We start from the raw sequence: 15,767 nt of genomic DNA on the forward strand, positions 1-15,767 counted from the left end.
GAGCCGTGCCGTGATCGATCCCCCGCGACCAGCCCGACGCCGTGAAGGCCAGCGCTGCCCAGATCCGCGCGGCGCTGGCCAAACCCGGCCCCGACATCCGTCTCTATCTGCTCCACGGCCCGGACGAGGCCGGCGCCGCCGATCTGGCCAGGACGCTCGGCAAGGCGATGGGTCCCGACGCCGAACGCGTCGATCTCGACGGTGCGCAGTTGAAGGGCGATCCGTCACGGCTCGCCGATGAGGCTGCGGCGATGTCGCTGTTCGCCACCGCGCGGCACGTCCGCGTGACGACCGCAGGCGAGGAAAGCCTGGAGGCCTTCACGACGCTGTTGAACGCCGATCGCGCGGGCAACCCCGTCGTGGCGATCGCGCCATCGGTCAAGACGAGCGCGAAGATCGTCAAGCTCGCGCTCGAATCGCCGCGCGCGATGGCGTTTGCCTGCTACGCACCGACTGCGGCCGACGCCGAACGCCTCGCCGCGACGATGGCGGGCGATCAGGGGCTGCGCCTGGCAGGCGGCGTCGCGCGGCGGCTTGTCGAGACGACGGGCGGCGACCGCGCCGTGATGGCACGCGAGATCGACAAGCTCGCGCTGTATCTCGATGCCAGCGCCGAGCGGCCACAGGATCTCGAGCACGCTGCGCTGGACGCGGTGGGCGCCGACCTCGGCGATGCGGAAATGACGCGCGCGATCGACGCGGTGATCGAAGGCCGCGTCGCCGATCTCGGGACCGAGCTCGCGCTGCTCGAACAGGCGGGCACCTCGCCGATCCCGTGGCTGCGCCAGCTTGTCCGTCGGCTCGTGACGCTGGCCGACATGCGCGGGGAGATCGATCGTGGCGAGGCGGTCGATGTCGTGATGAAGCGCCACCGCGTCTTTTTCCGCGAGGAAGCCCAGACCGCCAAGTCCCTGCGGCGCTGGTCGCCGACGATGCTGTCCACGGCGATCGCACGCGTCCGAGCCGCCGAGCGCGCGATCATGGCTTCGGGCAACGCGGGCAGTGTCGTCGCCGAAGCTGCGGTCGTGGCCTTGTCACAGGCGATCGCGCGACGGAATTGACGCCGACGCCATCGGCCTCACTCCAGGTCGACGTCGGTGCCGATCAACTAATGAGAGCCGACGCCGACCGTCAGATCGCGCCGCCCGTCAGCCGCTGGCAGACCATGTCGAGCTGATCGAGCGTCGAATAGCTGAGCGTCAGCGTCCCACCGGTCTCGCTATGTGCGACACGGACTTGCAGGCCGAGGAGGTCCGCGAGTTGCCGCTCGAGGGCGGCGATATCCGCATCGGGTATCCGTGCGTCGGCCGGCGGGGTCGCAGCGCGCCCGCCCGACCGCGATCGTCCCGGCTTCGCATCGCGCGCCAGCTTCTCGGTTTCGCGGACCGACAGACCCCGTTCGACGACTTGATCGGCGAGCGTCTCGACGTCGGGCGACCCCAGCAATGCGCGCGCATGGCCCATTGACAGCGATCCATCGACGACCTGCGCCTGGACCTGCGCCGGCAGTTCGAGCAGTCGGAGGAGGTTCGCGACGTGACTGCGCGACTTGTGGACGATCCGCGCGAGCACTTCCTGCGTATGGCCATATTCGCCGGCGAGCCGCTGATAGGCCTGCGCCTCTTCGATCGCGTTCAGATCCTCGCGCTGGATGTTCTCGATCAGCGCGATCTCGAGCGTTTCCGCATCATCGAAGTCTCGGACGACGACCGGCACCTCATGGAGGCGCGCGCGTTGCGCCGCCCGCCAGCGGCGTTCGCCCGCGACGATCTGGTAATCATGCCCGTGTGGGCGAACGACGATCGGCTGGATCAGACCGCGCGCGGCGATCGATGCGGCCAGCTCGTTGAGCATCGCCTCGTCGAAATGGCGGCGCGGCTGATCCGGATGCGGCGACAGCGAGCTCACCGGCAACATGCGCACGCCCGATTGCGTCGGCGTCTCGCCACCAGCATTGACCGGCGCCTCGCGCGCCATCTCGCCCAGCAGCGCGTTGAGACCGCGTCCCAGACCGGGCCGGCCGCGCTTCGTACCTTCACTCATACCAACACCCTCACGCGGCCGCCTGCGCCGCCACGGGAAGGCGACCGATCATTTCTCGGGCAAGCGCTATATAGGCCTGCGACCCGCTGCATCGATGATCGTAGATCAGCGCGGGCAGACCGTGGCTGGGCGCTTCCGACAACCGGACGTTGCGCGGGATCACCGTTTCGAACACGACCTTGCCAAGCACCGCACGCACATCCGCCGACACCTGATCGGTCAGCCGGTTTCGACGATCATACATCGTCAGCGCGACCCCCAGGATCGACAGTCCCGGATTGAAGCGCTGGCGGATCCTCTCGACGGTGCTGAGCAGCTGCGACAGCCCCTCGAGCGCGAAGAACTCGCACTGCAGCGGCACGAGCAGCGAGTCCGCCGCAACCATCGCGTTGATCGTCAGCAAGCCCAGCGACGGCGGACAGTCGATCAGCGCGATATCCCAATGCCCCGTCGCAGCCTGCATCGCCCGGTCGAGCCGGTGCGTGCGTGCCTCGAATTCGACGAGTTCGATCTCAGCGCCGGAAAGATCGACGGTTGCCGGAATCACGTCGAGGCGCGGCACGCGGCTCTGGACGACCGCCTGATCGATCGTCGCCTCGCCGACGAGCACGTCGTAGCTCGACTTGATCCGCTGCGACTGGCCGATGCCGAGGCCCGTCGAGGCATTGCCCTGCGGATCGAGATCCACGAGCAGGACGCGCATCCCCGTCGCCGCGAGCGCGGTGGCAAGATTGATCGCACTGGTGGTCTTGCCCACCCCGCCCTTTTGATTGGCTACGGCGATCGTGATCACCGCTTGTGCACCTGTGTCAGAACCACGATCGACGACTCCGCATTCGTGACACTGTGTTCCACGTGGAACATAAACCGCCACTGTTGCCGCAACGCGGTGATCTCGGCCTCATCAAGACGTCCCCGAGGCAAGAGCCACCGCGTCTCGGTTGTGGCGCAGTGTGCCGCGCCGCGCAAAAGGTTTTCCAGTGATGCAACGGCGCGGGCCGATATGATGGACGCCTTCACGCTGACCGATTCCACCTTGGCGGCATGGACGGCGACCTGCCCACCCAGCCCCAGCCGCGCGACGCAGAGGCCGAGGAAATCGGCCCGGCGCCGTCTGGGCTCGACCAGATCGACGGGGCCGTCGCGCACCAGCGCGACGACCATGCCGGGGAAGCCGCCGCCGGTGCCGATATCGAGCCAGCGTCCGACGTCGGGCGCCTCCCCTGCGAGCGCGACCAGCTGGAGCGAATCGACCACATGCCGCTCCCAGATCGTCGGGATCGTCGAGGGCGCGATCAGGTTCTGATGCTCCGTTTCCGCCACGACCATCTCGACGAACGCAGACACCCGGTCCGTCGCGTCGGCACCAAAGCGGTCGCTCACCCATGTCTTCGCGTCGTCTTCGGTCATGCGGCTACTCGTTTCGTATGCAACAGCACGGCCGACAGCGCCGCGGGGGTGATCCCGCGGACACGCGCCGCGGCGGCCAGCGATGTCGGTCGCGCGACGCTCAACCGATCGATCATCTCGTTCGACAGTCCCGGTATGCGATCATAGGCAAGGTCTTCGGGCAGCCGGATCGCCTCGTCCGCGCGCAGTCTGGCGACTTCCTGCGCCTGGCGTTCGATATACGGCGCGTACCGTGCATCCTCGAGAACCTCGTCGATCACCGCCGGCGGCATCCCGTCCGCGGCATCGGGCGCGACATGTGACAGCATCACGCCATCGAAACGCAGCCAGTCGAACGCGGTGCGACGCGCGCCATCGCGACCGATCGCAACGCCTTGATCCGCGACATAGGTCGCCGTCCGCTCGCAATTCAGCGCCGAGCGAAACGTCGCACGCTGTTCCGCCAGCCGGTGCTGGTGCGCCCGACGCTCGACCCCGAGACATCCCGCGGCAAGCGCGATCCCGCCAAGACGCGTTTCGGCATTGTCCGCACGCAGTGACAGGCGGAACTCCGCACGCGCGGTCAACATCCGATACGGCTCGGTCACGCCCTGCAGCACCAGATCGTCGATCATCACGCCGAGATAGCTCGATGCCCGGTCGAGGATCACCGGCGCTAAGTCGCAGGCATGCGCGGCCGCATTGAGGCCCGCGACGAGCCCCTGCCCCGCCGCTTCCTCATACCCCGTCGTCCCATTGATCTGCCCCGCACAGAACACGCCCTCGATCGCACCGAGCGCGAGGCGTGTATCGAGCGCGCGTGGGTCGATATGGTCATATTCGACGGCATAGCCGGGCATCGTCATGAGGACGCGCTCGAGCCCCGGGATCGTCGCGAGCATCGCCGCCTGCACCTCGGTCGGCAGCGACGTCGACAGCCCGTTGGGATAGACGGTCGAGTCATCGAGACCCTCGGGCTCGAGGAAGATCTGATGCCCGTCACGGTCGCCGAACCGGTGGACCTTGTCCTCGATCGACGGGCAATAGCGCGGGCCGGCCGCTTCGATGGCCCCGGTGAACAGTGGCGATCGGTCGAAGGCGGCACGGATGACCGCGTGCGTCTCATCCGTCGTCCGCGTGATCGCGCACGCGATCTGCGGGAGCGGCCGCGCGACGGTCATCGGCGACATCGTCCACGCTTCGACATCGGTCGGCTGTTCGTCGAGCGAAGCCCAGTCGATCGTGCGGCCATCGAGCCGGGGCGGCGTCCCGGTCTTCAATCGCGCCATCGGCAGCGCGCGGTCGCGGAGCTGGTCCGCGAGTGGCTTTGCGGCGCGCTCTCCGATCCGCCCGCCCTCTGCGCGATCGTCGCCACGAAAGATCCTGCCGCCGAGAAACGTCCCCGTCGCCAGCACGACCGCACGCGCGGCGACGATCGATCCGTCTGCCAGGACGATACCGGCGACACGATCACCATCGAAACTCAGTGCGACGGCCTCCCCCTCGACCACCGTCAGTCCGGCGGTTGCGGCGAGCATCGTCTGGATTGCGTCGGCATAGAGACGCCGGTCGGCCTGGACACGCGGCCCCTGGACCGCGGCGCCCTTGCTGCGATTGAGCATCCGGTAATGGATCGCGGCCGCATCTGCCGCACGGCCGATCAGCCCGTCAAAGGCATCGACCTCGCGCACCATGTGGCCCTTGCCCAAGCCACCGATCGCCGGATTACACGACATCGCTCCGATATGACGCGCATCGAATGAGACCAAAGCCGTCCGCGCACCCCGGCGCGCCGCCGCGGCTGCGGCCTCGGTTCCGGCATGGCCTCCGCCAACCACCACTACATCGAACATGCCGCCGTCCTAGGACCATGCGGCCGGCCGGTCAAAGCTGTTCCACGTGGAACATCATTTGCCGATGCAAAAGCGTCCGAACAGCGCGTCGAGCATTTCCCCGGTCGCATCGAGCCCGAGCACCTCGGCGAGGATGCTTCGCGCGCGACGCAAATGCTCGGCGACGATCAGAGGGTCGGCAGACGTTTCTTTCAGCGTCGCGATCGCTGCGGCGCATTGGCGCCGTTGATGCGCCTTCAGGGCAACGCCGTCGCTCCGCGGGAGCAGGGCATCCGCCCGCCGGTGCAGCTCGTCCCACAGCCGGTCGATCGACGCCGGGTCGGTTTGTGCAATCGCGATCGCCCGCCCCTCCGGCACGACATCGCGACCTGCGAGATCGGCGCGGGCGTGCACCCAGATCGCATCGTCCCGCGGCGGCGCGGTGTCGGCAAGCCAGACGAGAATGTCGGCAGTCGTTATCGCCTGCTCCGCGCGCGTGACGCCGATCGCCTCGATCGGATCGAGCGTGTCGATCAGTCCGGCGGTATCGGTCAGCACATAGGCGATGCCACCGCGCATCACCGGGACGTCGATCCGATCGCGCGTCGTCCCCGATATGGACGAGACGATCGCAGCGTCGCGCTCGCCCATCAGGTTGAGCAAGGTCGACTTGCCGCTGTTGGGCGGTCCGCCGATCACCACGCGGATGCCATCCTTGAGCCGTTCGACGGGCGGCGCATCGACCACGCCAGCGATCCTGTCCGCGAGCGCGTCGACCGCCAGCCGGATTGCGTCGAACGCCGCGGCGTCGCTCGCCACGTCATCCTCGTCGGAGAAGTCGAGCATGGCCTCGATCCGCGCCGAGAGCATCGCGACGTCGTCCATCCAGCCCCGCACGGCCTGGCTCACGCGCCCCTCGGCCGCGTTGATCGCGGCGATACGCTGGCCCTCGGTCTCTGCCTCGAGCAGATCGGCAAGGCCCTCCGCCTCGGTCAGATCGATCCGTCCGTTGGTCAGCGCACGCCGCGTGAACTCCCCCGGCTCGGCGGGTCGCAGCCCCGGGACCAGCGACAGCGCCCGCTCGACCGCGGCGATCACCGCGCGGCCGCCGTGACAGTGAAACTCGACCAGATCCTCGCCAGTCGCCGTTCGCGGTCCCGGAAAGACGATCACCAGCGCCCGGTCGAGCAACGCGCCGTCGGCATCGCGCAGTCCCCGCAAGCTGGCATGACGCGGCGCAGGCAGCCGACCCGCGAGCGTTTCCGCAGCGGTGCACGCAGCAGGCCCCGATATGCGGACGACTGCAATCGCAGCCGGCGGCCGTCCGCTCGACACCGCATAGATCGTCGTCATCGGATCGCTCAGCCGCCGGGCTTGTTCGCGCCATCGAACAGGCGTTTCCAGAACGTCATCCCCGCCTCGTTCATCGGTTGCCAGCTGCGCATCATCGTCTCGATCATCTCGGGTTTGATCTGCCCCTCGCCAAGGCCGGGCATCGCCTCGATCATCATGCTGACATAGCGGTCGTGAATCGGCGTCAGGTCGGGCAATCCGACCGCACGGCGCGCTTCTTCAGGGGTGCATTCGATTTCGATGTTCATCTTCATATGCGGCCCCTCACGATGCTGCTTGAGCCGCTCGTTCGCGCGCGGCATAGCGTATCGATGTATGCGCGGGATACAGCCTCGATCGCAACGCCAATCGGGACGGTCACGGTGCTCGGCACCGCGGACTGGATCACGGCCGTCACGATCGGGCCTGTCGATGCCGCGTCGTCGGCCAGCGACAGCCCCGCCGTGGATGAGGCGCTTCGTCAGCTCGCCGCCTATTTCGACGGCACGCTGACGCATTTCGACTTGCCGCTGGCCCCCTCCCCGACCGCGCGCGGCGGGACCTTGCGCGAGGCGATCGTCGCGATCGGCTATGGCGAGACCGCGACCTACGGCACGCTTGCCCGCGCGATCGGGTCGAGCCCGCGTGCGATCGGCCAGGCCTGCGCGCGCAACCCCTTCCCAATTCTCGTCCCCTGCCACCGTGTTCTCGGAGCCGGAGGCGTACTTGGCGCGTATTCCGCCGGCGAAGGCCCGCACACGAAATCCCGGCTGCTCGATCTCGAGCGCCACCAAGGAGTATTGCTATGACGAACACGACGACCATCCCGACGCTTGCCGGCGACGGCGATTTCCACGCCTATCGCGCGGTCCCCGCCGGCACGCCCAAGGCCGCCATCATCGTGATCCAGGAGATCTTCGGCGTGAACGCGGGCATCCGTCGCAAGTGCGATACGCTCGCCGAAGCGGGCTATCTCGCGATCGCACCCGACCTGTTCTGGCGGCTCGAGCGTGGCATCGAGCTCGATCCGGACATCAAGCCCGAATTCGAGCGTGCGCTCGAGCTGATGGGCAAGTTCGATCAGGACAAGGGCATCGCCGATATCGAGGCGACGATCCGCGCCGCGCGCAGCGAACTCGGTGACGGCGCGAAGGTCGGCGCGGTCGGCTATTGCCTCGGCGGCCGCCTTGCGTTCATGACCGCGGCGCGGACCGACATCGATGCGAGCGTCGGCTATTACGGCGTCGGGATCGACGGGCTGCTCGGCGAGAAGCACGCGATCGCGCACCCGGTGCTGCTGCACGTTCCCGAGGAGGACCACTTCGTCGACAAGGATGCGCAGGCCGCGATGCACGCCGGGCTCGACGATCACCCCAAGGTCACGATCTACGATTATGCGGGCGAGGATCACGGCTTCGCGACCGAATTCGGCGAGCGCCGGTCGGATGCGTCGGCAAAGCTGGCCGACGAGCGGACGGCCAAGTTCTTCGCCGAGCATCTGGGCTAAGCGGCCTTCCCCCCAACCGGCGTCATTCCCGCGAAGGCGGGAATCCATACTGGCTAGCCTCGTCATAAGATCGCCAACCGTCGAGTTTATGGGTCCCCGCCTGCGCGGGGATGACGTTCAGGTTTATGTCGGGGGAGAAAACGCCAGGCCTGACGAAGCACGAGCGCCATAAAAAAGGCCTCGCCGGACGATCCCGGCGAGGCCTTTTCGGTATCCAGACGCTGTGGCGATCAGCCCAGCAGCGAGATGATCCCGAGCGTTTCGCCGGTGCCGACCCAGCCCTCGTAGATCATCTTTACCGCGACCACGAGGATCACCAGCAGGCCGATATAGGCGATCCAGCGATACCGGTTGATGACGCGCGCGATGTAGTTCGCAGCCAGACCCATCATCGCGACCGACAGCAACAGGCCGATGACGAGGATGCCCGGATGCTCGCGCGCCGCGCCCGCAACCGCGAGCACGTTGTCGAGGCTCATCGACACGTCGGCGACCGCGACCGCCCAGGCGGCGCTGGCAAAGCCCTTCGACGACTTGATCCCCGAGCGCTCGTCGCCCTGGATTTCCTCGGAGCCGGCGTTCTGCGCACCCTCGCGGATTTCGCGCCAGAACTTCCAGCTGACCCACAGCAGCAGCAGGCCGCCCGCGAAGATCAGCCCGACGATCCCCATCAGCCATGTCACGATCAGCGCGAAGAAGATGCGCAGGACGAGCGCGGCGCCGATGCCGATCAGGATGACCTTCTTGCGCTGGTCGGCGGGAAGCCCCGCGGCGAGCGCGCCGACGACGATCGCATTGTCGCCTGCGAGGACGAGGTCGATCATCAGGACCGATCCGAACGCGGCCAGCGCCTTCGGATCACCAAGGTCGGAGAAATCGGCGACGATATGCTGCCAGATCTCCAGCGGCGAGCCGGGTCCGGCGACTCCCGATGCGGCGGTGGCCAGCATGGCGATGATACTCAAGATGTCAGCTCCCGGAGACGAGCCACCGCCGGTGCGTGGAGGTGGCGGATTTCATGGTGTTTCATAGCAAAGCGGCACACGAAAGCCATTGCTCTCGCGTGCCGCTTTGGAACTGTTGGTCGGCGCCGCGGCAAAGCCGCGTCGTCGGTCGGGGCGCTGCCCCGCCGGCCGAACCGGTGCGAGTCCTGCTGCAGCGTGCAGCAGGCCGCACTCGGTTACTGATTCATAGAATCGAAGAAATTCTCGTTGGTCTTCGAATCCTTCATCTTGTCGAGCAGGAACTCCATCGCGTCGATCGTGCCCATCTGCATCAGGATGCGACGCAGGACCCACATCTTGGAGAGCTTGGCCTTGTCGACCAGCAGCTCTTCCTTGCGCGTGCCCGACTTGCCGACGTCGAGCGCCGGGAAGATGCGCTTGTCAGCCACCTTGCGGTCGAGCACGATTTCCGAGTTGCCGGTGCCCTTGAACTCCTCGAAGATCACCTCGTCCATGCGGCTGCCCGTGTCGATCAGCGCGGTGGCGATGATCGAGAGCGAGCCGCCCTCCTCGATGTTGCGCGCGGCACCGAAGAAGCGCTTCGGGCGCTGCAGCGCGTTCGCATCGACACCGCCGGTCAGGACCTTGCCCGACGACGGCACGACGGTGTTGTAGGCACGACCCAGACGCGTGATCGAGTCGAGCAGGATCACCACGTCCTTCTTGTGCTCGACCAGGCGCTTGGCCTTTTCGATCACCATCTCGGCGACCTGGACGTGGCGCTGCGCGGGTTCGTCGAACGTCGAGCTGACGACCTCGCCCTTCACGCTGCGCTGCATGTCGGTGACTTCCTCGGGGCGCTCGTCGATCAGCAGGACGATCAGGAACACCTCGGGGTGATTGTCGGTGATCGCCTTGGCCATGTTCTGCAACATGACCGTCTTGCCGACGCGCGGTGGCGCGACGATCAGCGTGCGCTGGCCCTTGCCCTGCGGCGACACGATGTCGATCACGCGCGCCGACTTGTCCTTGACGGTCGGGTCGGCGGGATCGAGCGTCAGCTTGCTCTCGGGGTAGAGCGGCGTGAGATTGTCGAAATTGACGCGGTGGCGGACGACGTCGGGATCGTCGAAATTGACGGCGGTGAGCTTCACCAGCGAGAAATAGCGCTCGCCATCCTTCGGCCCGCGGATCTCGCCCTCAACCGTGTCACCGGTACGCAGGCCGAACTTCCGGACCTGGTTCGGCGAGATGTAGATGTCGTCCGGCCCTGCCAGATAGTTGCTCTCGGGCGAGCGCAGGAAGCCGAAACCGTCGGGCAGCACCTCGATCGTGCCGAGCCCCATGATCTGGTCGCCATTGTCCGCCTGCACCTTCAGGATCGCGAACAGCAGGTCCTGCTTGCGCAGCGTCGAGGCGCTCTCGACCCCCAGTTCCTCGGCAAGCTGAACCAGCTCGGCAGGCTTCTTTTTCTTCAGGTCTTTGAGATGCATGGGGATTTCCGGATAGCGATCAACGGGAACAGGTTCGGTCTGCGCGTGCGCTGGAAAGCGGAACTGGGCGAGCCGAACAGGCAGGACCACACGACCGGGCAGGACGCCAGGAGGCCGTGCTGGGAATCGGGGTAGAATTGGGGGGCTGTTAGTCAAGCGGGGACAAGGCGACCGCCATCACCGTCATCCTGGGCTCGACCCAGGATCCAGAGCCACGAGCGGTGTCCTCCGCCGCTCTGGATCCTGGATCATGTCCAGGATGACCTAGGGAGTCAGAACGGCTTCACGATCACCAGCACGACGATCAGCGTCACCGCGAGCGCGGGAATCTCGTTGAGCATCCGCAGCTGCTTGCCCGTCAGCGTCGGCTTCCCCGCCGCGAGCTTCTTCGCATAGCCGACCGTCCAGCCATGATAGCCCGTGAGCAGGAACACCAGCAGCAGCTTGAGGTGCAGCCACCCGAGCCCCGGCGCGCCATCCGCCAGCCCGAGGTTCAGCGCCAGCGCGAGTCCGAGCACCCAGACGACGATCATCGCCGGCGTCAGGATGATCTTCCGGATCTTGGCCTCACGCTCGACCCAGCTCGCCGCCTCGGCGGCATCGCCTGCGGCCAGCGCTTCCTGATGATAGACGAGATAGCGCGGCAGCATGAACAGCCCCGCCATCCAGAAGATCACGAAGATCAGGTGCGCGGCCTTCACCCAGTCATAGGACGCCCCGAGAAAACCGCTCATGTCGTGCTCCTGACGCGGGCGATCAGCTGCTCGACATGCGCGATCGGCGTGTCGGGCAGGATACCGTGGCCCAGATTGAAGACGTGCGGCCGCTCGACGAACGCCGCGAGGATCCGGTCGATCGCCGTATCGAGATCCGCGCCGCCCGCGATCAACGCGAGCGGATCGAGATTGCCCTGCACCGGCATGTCGGCGGGCAGCGACGCATGCGCCCAGACCGGATCGACCGTCTCGTCGAGTCCGATCGCATCGACGCCCGTCTCGCGCGCATAAGCGGGAAGCTTGCCCCCTGCCCCCTTCGGAAAGCCGATCACCGGTACGCCCGGGCAGCGCGCATGGAGGCGCTCGACGATCGACGCGGTCGGCGCGATCACCCAGCGTTCGAACTGTGCAGGCGAGAGCGAGCCCGACCAGCTGTCGAACAGCTGGACCGCATCGACGCCCGCCTCGATCTGCCGGACGAGATATTCGACCGTGTTGTCCGCGATCGCATCGATGATCGCGCCGAACGCCTGCGGGTCGCCATAGGCGAAGCGCCGCGTCTCGCCCTGATCCTTGCTGCCCTTGCCCGCGACCATATAGGTCGCGACCGTCCAGGGAGAGCCCGCAAAGCCGAGGAACGTCGTCGCGGGCGGCAATGCCCCGGCAACCTTCGCGACGGTGCCGTAGACCGGCTCCAGGCGATCGGGAACGGGCTGCAACCGATCGAGCGCATGATCGACCAGCGCAGGTTCGAGCCGTGGCCCTTCGCCGACCCCGAAGCTCAGATCCTGCCCGAGCGCCCAGGGGATCATCAGGATGTCCGAGAACAGGATCGATCCGTCGAACCCGAACCGGCGGATCGGCTGGAGCGTGACCTCGGCTGCGGCGTCGGGATCGGTGGCGAGCGCAAGGAAGCCGCCCTTCTCCGCGCGAAGTTGGCGATATTCGGGGAGATACCGCCCCGCCTGCCGCATGAGCCACAAGGGCGGCGTCGCCTGACGCTCGCCACGTAGCGTCGCCAGCAACGGCTTGACGGTCTGCAGATTGGGAATCGGATCGGTCAGCGGAGCACCCTTCTTCTACTATAAGAAGATTCAAGAAATAGGTTGTTGCAGTGGTTGGGCGGTTGATCGTGGGACTTATGCGGTGTCCCCCGAAATGCCAACAGCTTGACCCCCGGACATCGCCACAAACGCGCTGATCTCGATTCAGGTGCCCCCGTTACCCACAGCCTGTGGATGAAAGTTGCTCCTGTGCGCAGGGCTGTGGATAGATGGGTGGTTTTCCACAGCCTTCCGGTCGCTTGGCGGCATCACCGAGTTACGCTAGCCCTTCTCCCCATGTTATCCACAGATTCACCCCGCCCCTCGCCGACGACCGGGATCAACGGCCGATGACCAGACTCCATCTTCACCTCCTGTCGGACTCGACCGGCGAGACGCTCGAGAACATCGCGAAGGCGGCGCTTGCCCAATATGACGACGTCGAAACCGTTCGTCATTTCTGGCCGATGGTCCGCACGGAGGCGCACCTCGAGCGCATCCTGCAGGAGATTGCGCAGAACCCCGGGCTGGTCATCTTCACGCTCGTGAACCCCGCGACGCGCCGCATTCTCGAACAGCGCTGTCTTGCGCTCGCGCTTCCCGCGGTGGCCCCGCTCGACCCGGTCAACGACGCGCTGTCGGGGCTGCTCGGGCAGCAGGCCAAGGCGCGTCCGGGGCGACAGCATGTCCTCGACGCCGCCTATTTCGCGCGCGTCGATGCGATCCAGTGGACGATCGCGCATGACGACGGGATCGCATGGGAGGAATGGGAGGAGGCCGATATCGTCCTCGCGGGGGTATCGCGGTCGTCGAAGACGCCGACCTCGATCTATCTCGCCAATCGGGGCTACAAGACCGCGAACATCCCGGTCGTCGTCGAGAGCCCCCCGCCCTCGATCCTCTACACGTTGCGCAATCCGCTGATCGTCGGTCTCACGACGAGCGCCGACCGGCTGATCCAGGTCCGCCGCAACCGGTTGCTGTCGCTGCATCAGGCGCCCGACACCTCCTATGTCGAGGAGGAGGCGGTGATGCGCGAGCTCGCCTTTGCGCGCCGGATGTTCGCCGACAATGGCTGGCCGGTCATCGACGTGACGCGTCGGTCGATCGAGGAGACCGCCGCGGCAATCATCGCGCTGTGCAACCAGCGTCGCGTGGACGCCGCATGAGCCTGGTTCTCGCGTCGCAAAGCGCGTCACGCCGCTCGATGCTCTCCGCGGCGGGCGTCGCGTTCGACGCGACCTTCGCCGGCGTCGACGAGGACGCGGCCAAGGTCGCACTCCGCCATCTGGCGCCGCGCGATCTTGCCGATGCGCTGGCGGAGCTGAAGGCGGTCAAGGTGTCGGCCCGGATGCCCGGTCACCTCGTCCTCGGCAGCGATCTCGATGGTCGTGCTCGACGATGGGACTATCCTCGACAAGCCCATCGACCGCGCGGATGCGGCGGCGCATCTGCGCGCCATGTCGGGCAAACGCCACGATCTCTGGAGTGCCGCGGTGATCGCCGAGAACGCGCAACCGATCTGGCGCCATGTCGAACGCGCGAAGATGCACGTGCGGCCGCTGTCCGACGCCTTCATCGAGACGTATCTCGACGCGGAATGGCCGGCGATCGCGGGGTGTGTCGGGTGTTACCGGATCGAAGGGCCCGGGGCGCAATTGTTCACCAGGATCGAGGGGAGCCAGTTCACGGTGCTGGGCATGCCGCTGCTCAATGTCCTCGACTTTCTCCGCGTGCGTGGCGAATTGCCGGCGTAGCCTTTCTTCTCTCCTGCCACATCCACACCCACGCCCACACCCCCGCCACCCCCACTCGTCACCCCAGCGAAAGCTGGGGTATTTCACGAGGCAGACGACGTCCGCCAGTCGGGGAGATCCCAGCTTCCGCTGGGATGACGATTTAGAGCGGTGACGGCGTGGAGGGATGACGGCGTAGAGGGGCGACGGCCTGGACGGCCGCAGGTGCAGCCCGTGGCAATTCCAACGCGGTAGACTAAATCGTCTCCACCCGCGAAGGCGGGTGCCCAGACTGGATCCCCGCCGTCGCGGGGACACACGGAGCGCAGAATGACCCGACCCTATGCCGAAGTGATCGGTGATCCGATCGCACAGTCGAAATCGCCACTGATCCACGGCTTCTGGCTCGACGCGCTCGGGATCGACGCAGAATACCGCCACAAGCATGTCACCGCTGAGGCGCTCCCTGCTTATTTTGCCGAGCGCAAGGCAGACCCCGCCTGGCGCGGGTGCAACGTCACGATGCCGCACAAGCTTGCCGCGCTCGATCACGTCGCCGATCCCGGCAATGTCCGCGGCACGATCGGCGCGATCAACACTGTATTCCGCAATCCGGCGGGCGATTGCATCGGCACCAACACCGATGCCGCGGGCTTCTGGGCACCGATCGACGACCTCGATATCGCGGGTCAGCCCGCAACGGTGATCGGCGCGGGCGGTGCGGCGCGCGCGGTCCTGTTCGCGCTGTCCCGCATGGGAGTCGGGCCGGTGACGATCCTCAACCGCAGTCCGCTCAAGGGCGCCGCCTTGCTCTCGAGTTTCGGGCTCAAGGGGCAGGCCTTGCCGATCCCCGCGGCCGCGCCGCCATCGCGGCTTCTCGTCAACGCGAGCGTTCTCGGCATGGCCGGTCACCCCTCGCTCGACATCGACCTCGGTGCGTTGGACCCGGACTCGCTCGTCTACGACATCGTCTATTCGCCGCTCGAGACCACGCTGCTCAAGACGGCGCGCGCGCGCGATCTCGAGACGGTCGACGGGCTCGAGATGCTGATCGGTCAGGCGGCAGTCGCGTTCGAAATATTGTTCCACGTGGAACCTCCGCGTGACCGCGACGACGAACTTCGCGCTCGTCTGACCCAATGATCATCGGGCTGACCGGATCGATCGGCATGGGGAAGTCGACCGTCGCGTCGATGTTCGCGGCCGAGGGCGTACCGGTATTCGATGCCGATGCGACGGTGCACAGGCTCCAGGCGGCTGGCGGCCGGCTGGTCCCGGCGATTGCGGCCGCCTTTCCCGACGCGGTCGTCGATGGCGCGATCGACCGGGCAAAACTCGGCGCCGCGGTGTTCGGCGACGACGCGGCGATCAAGCGGCTCGAGTCGATCGTCCACCCCGCCGTCGCGGAGGAGCGCGCGGCGTTCCTCGCGCATAACACCGACGGGCTTGTCGTCTTCGACGTGCCGTTGCTGTTCGAGACGGGGGGCGATCTGCGCGTCGATTGCATCGTCGTCGTCACGGCCGCCGCCGAAGTCCAGCGCGCGCGCGTCCTTGCGCGACCGGGCATGACGCCGGAGAAGTTCACGACCATCCTCGCACGACAGACGCCCGATGCCGAAAAGCGCGCGCGTGCCGATCACGTCATCTTCACCGATACCGATCTTTCCGAAACGCGCGCGCAGGTCCGTGCGGTCATCGCTTGCGCACGCGCCGCGTAAGGTCGATACCATCG

At 66.7% G+C, this 15,767-nt stretch carries 16 protein-coding genes and 1 pseudogene; 7 read left to right on the forward strand and 10 right to left on the reverse strand.

The genetic code is table 11. The annotated features are described in order from the left end of the window. Positions 1 to 41: 41 nt before the first annotated feature. Positions 42 to 1,061 carry a DNA polymerase III subunit delta gene (holA, locus tag QP165_RS11230; protein WP_333995750.1) on the forward strand — a complete coding sequence of 340 codons (1,020 nt, stop codon included), beginning with the start codon at positions 42 to 44 and terminating at the stop codon, positions 1,059 to 1,061. A 70-nt stretch (positions 1,062 to 1,131) separates the two neighbouring features. Here holA and QP165_RS11235 read toward each other — a convergent pair whose 3' ends face one another. Genes QP165_RS11235 through QP165_RS11260 form a run of 6 tightly spaced genes read right to left on the reverse strand, consistent with a single transcriptional unit; the run spans position 1,132 to position 6,871 of the window. Then, entirely contained in the window at positions 1,132 to 2,043 is a 912-nt protein-coding gene (locus tag QP165_RS11235) for a ParB/RepB/Spo0J family partition protein (RefSeq protein ID WP_056018278.1), read from the reverse strand. 10 nt (positions 2,044 to 2,053) lie between these two features. After that, complete coding sequence (locus QP165_RS11240; RefSeq protein ID WP_056018280.1) at positions 2,054 to 2,836, reverse strand: ParA family protein; 783 nt, start codon at positions 2,834 to 2,836, stop codon at positions 2,054 to 2,056. After that, entirely contained in the window at positions 2,833 to 3,453 is a 621-nt protein-coding gene (locus tag QP165_RS11245) for a 16S rRNA (guanine(527)-N(7))-methyltransferase RsmG (RefSeq protein ID WP_333995754.1), read from the reverse strand. Before QP165_RS11245 ends, QP165_RS11240 begins: the two co-directional genes overlap by 4 nt. Beyond that, positions 3,450 to 5,285 carry a tRNA uridine-5-carboxymethylaminomethyl(34) synthesis enzyme MnmG gene (gene mnmG, locus QP165_RS11250; protein ID WP_333995756.1) on the reverse strand — a complete coding sequence of 612 codons (1,836 nt, stop codon included), beginning with the start codon at positions 5,283 to 5,285 and terminating at the stop codon, positions 3,450 to 3,452. The genes QP165_RS11245 and mnmG overlap by 4 nt, the downstream gene beginning before the upstream one ends. A 54-nt stretch (positions 5,286 to 5,339) precedes the next feature. Then, the gene (gene mnmE, locus QP165_RS11255; protein ID WP_333995758.1) at positions 5,340 to 6,617 is read right to left on the reverse strand and encodes a tRNA uridine-5-carboxymethylaminomethyl(34) synthesis GTPase MnmE; all 1,278 of its coding nucleotides are present in this window, start codon (positions 6,615 to 6,617) and stop codon (positions 5,340 to 5,342) included. A gap of 8 nt (positions 6,618 to 6,625) precedes the next feature. Beyond that, entirely contained in the window at positions 6,626 to 6,871 is a 246-nt protein-coding gene (locus tag QP165_RS11260) for a DUF6489 family protein (protein ID WP_056019173.1), read from the reverse strand. Between QP165_RS11260 and QP165_RS11265 the strand changes: the two genes are divergently transcribed. Further along, positions 6,872 to 7,405 (forward strand): methylated-DNA--[protein]-cysteine S-methyltransferase, encoded by a 534-nt coding sequence (locus QP165_RS11265; RefSeq protein ID WP_333995760.1) that lies wholly within the window; start codon positions 6,872 to 6,874, stop codon positions 7,403 to 7,405. Further along, entirely contained in the window at positions 7,402 to 8,103 is a 702-nt protein-coding gene (locus QP165_RS11270) for a dienelactone hydrolase family protein (RefSeq protein ID WP_333995761.1), read from the forward strand. The genes QP165_RS11265 and QP165_RS11270 overlap by 4 nt, the downstream gene beginning before the upstream one ends. Before the next feature lie 230 nt (positions 8,104 to 8,333). Here the strand turns inward: QP165_RS11270 and QP165_RS11275 are convergent, their stop codons facing one another. From QP165_RS11275 to hemE, 4 genes are all read right to left on the reverse strand, one after another. Further along, positions 8,334 to 9,053, reverse strand: coding sequence for a TerC family protein (locus QP165_RS11275; protein WP_333997008.1), 720 nt, complete (start codon positions 9,051 to 9,053; stop codon positions 8,334 to 8,336). A 230-nt stretch (positions 9,054 to 9,283) separates the two neighbouring features. After that, positions 9,284 to 10,540, reverse strand: a complete 1,257-nt coding sequence (gene rho / locus QP165_RS11280) for a transcription termination factor Rho (protein WP_031395107.1) — start codon at positions 10,538 to 10,540, stop codon at positions 9,284 to 9,286. A 272-nt stretch (positions 10,541 to 10,812) separates the two neighbouring features. Continuing rightward, positions 10,813 to 11,274, reverse strand: coding sequence for a CopD family protein (locus tag QP165_RS11285; protein ID WP_333995762.1), 462 nt, complete (start codon positions 11,272 to 11,274; stop codon positions 10,813 to 10,815). Beyond that, positions 11,271 to 12,299, reverse strand: coding sequence for a uroporphyrinogen decarboxylase (gene hemE, locus QP165_RS11290; RefSeq protein WP_333997009.1), 1,029 nt, complete (start codon positions 12,297 to 12,299; stop codon positions 11,271 to 11,273). The genes QP165_RS11285 and hemE overlap by 4 nt, the downstream gene beginning before the upstream one ends. 350 nt (positions 12,300 to 12,649) lie before the next feature. Between hemE and QP165_RS11295 the strand changes: the two genes are divergently transcribed. The 4 genes and pseudogenes from QP165_RS11295 (at position 12,650) to coaE (ending at position 15,753) form a co-directional block, all read left to right on the forward strand. Further along, a complete protein-coding gene (locus tag QP165_RS11295) occupies positions 12,650 to 13,468 on the forward strand; it encodes a pyruvate, water dikinase regulatory protein (protein WP_056018294.1) in 819 nt (272 codons plus the stop codon). Further along, a pseudogene (locus QP165_RS11300) lies at positions 13,465 to 14,056 on the forward strand (Maf family protein). Before QP165_RS11295 ends, QP165_RS11300 begins: the two are co-directional and overlap by 4 nt. 309 nt (positions 14,057 to 14,365) lie before the next feature. Then, positions 14,366 to 15,178: a shikimate dehydrogenase family protein gene (locus QP165_RS11305; protein ID WP_333995763.1), complete on the forward strand. Its 813-nt coding sequence runs from the start codon at positions 14,366 to 14,368 to the stop codon at positions 15,176 to 15,178. After that, entirely contained in the window at positions 15,175 to 15,753 is a 579-nt protein-coding gene (coaE, locus tag QP165_RS11310) for a dephospho-CoA kinase (RefSeq protein WP_333995764.1), read from the forward strand. The genes QP165_RS11305 and coaE overlap by 4 nt, the downstream gene beginning before the upstream one ends. Positions 15,754 to 15,767 lie beyond the last annotated feature (14 nt).

Source organism: Sphingomonas sp. 22R3R2A-7 (assembly GCF_036856055.1).
In the GTDB taxonomy this organism is placed as follows: Bacteria; Pseudomonadota; Alphaproteobacteria; order Sphingomonadales; family Sphingomonadaceae; genus Sphingomonas.

Bases quoted from the DNA above. Each gene is read 5' to 3' on its own strand.
- mnmG (WP_333995756.1), bottom strand. From the start codon at position 5,285: ATGTTCGATGTAGTGGTGGTTGGCGGAGGCCATGCCGGAACCGAGGCC.
- coaE (WP_333995764.1), top strand. From the start codon at position 15,175: ATGATCATCGGGCTGACCGGATCGATCGGCATGGGGAAGTCGACCGTC.
- QP165_RS11295 (WP_056018294.1), top strand. From the start codon at position 12,650: ATGACCAGACTCCATCTTCACCTCCTGTCGGACTCGACCGGCGAGACG.
- QP165_RS11265 (WP_333995760.1), top strand. From the start codon at position 6,872: ATGCGGCCCCTCACGATGCTGCTTGAGCCGCTCGTTCGCGCGCGGCAT.
- QP165_RS11285 (WP_333995762.1), bottom strand. From the start codon at position 11,274: ATGAGCGGTTTTCTCGGGGCGTCCTATGACTGGGTGAAGGCCGCGCAC.
- QP165_RS11270 (WP_333995761.1), top strand. From the start codon at position 7,402: ATGACGAACACGACGACCATCCCGACGCTTGCCGGCGACGGCGATTTC.
- QP165_RS11245 (WP_333995754.1), bottom strand. From the start codon at position 3,453: ATGACCGAAGACGACGCGAAGACATGGGTGAGCGACCGCTTTGGTGCC.
- mnmE (WP_333995758.1), bottom strand. From the start codon at position 6,617: ATGACGACGATCTATGCGGTGTCGAGCGGACGGCCGCCGGCTGCGATT.
- QP165_RS11305 (WP_333995763.1), top strand. From the start codon at position 14,366: ATGACCCGACCCTATGCCGAAGTGATCGGTGATCCGATCGCACAGTCG.
- QP165_RS11235 (WP_056018278.1), bottom strand. From the start codon at position 2,043: ATGAGTGAAGGTACGAAGCGCGGCCGGCCCGGTCTGGGACGCGGTCTC.
- rho (WP_031395107.1), bottom strand. From the start codon at position 10,540: ATGCATCTCAAAGACCTGAAGAAAAAGAAGCCTGCCGAGCTGGTTCAG.
- QP165_RS11260 (WP_056019173.1), bottom strand. From the start codon at position 6,871: ATGAAGATGAACATCGAAATCGAATGCACCCCTGAAGAAGCGCGCCGT.
- QP165_RS11275 (WP_333997008.1), bottom strand. From the start codon at position 9,053: ATGCTGGCCACCGCCGCATCGGGAGTCGCCGGACCCGGCTCGCCGCTG.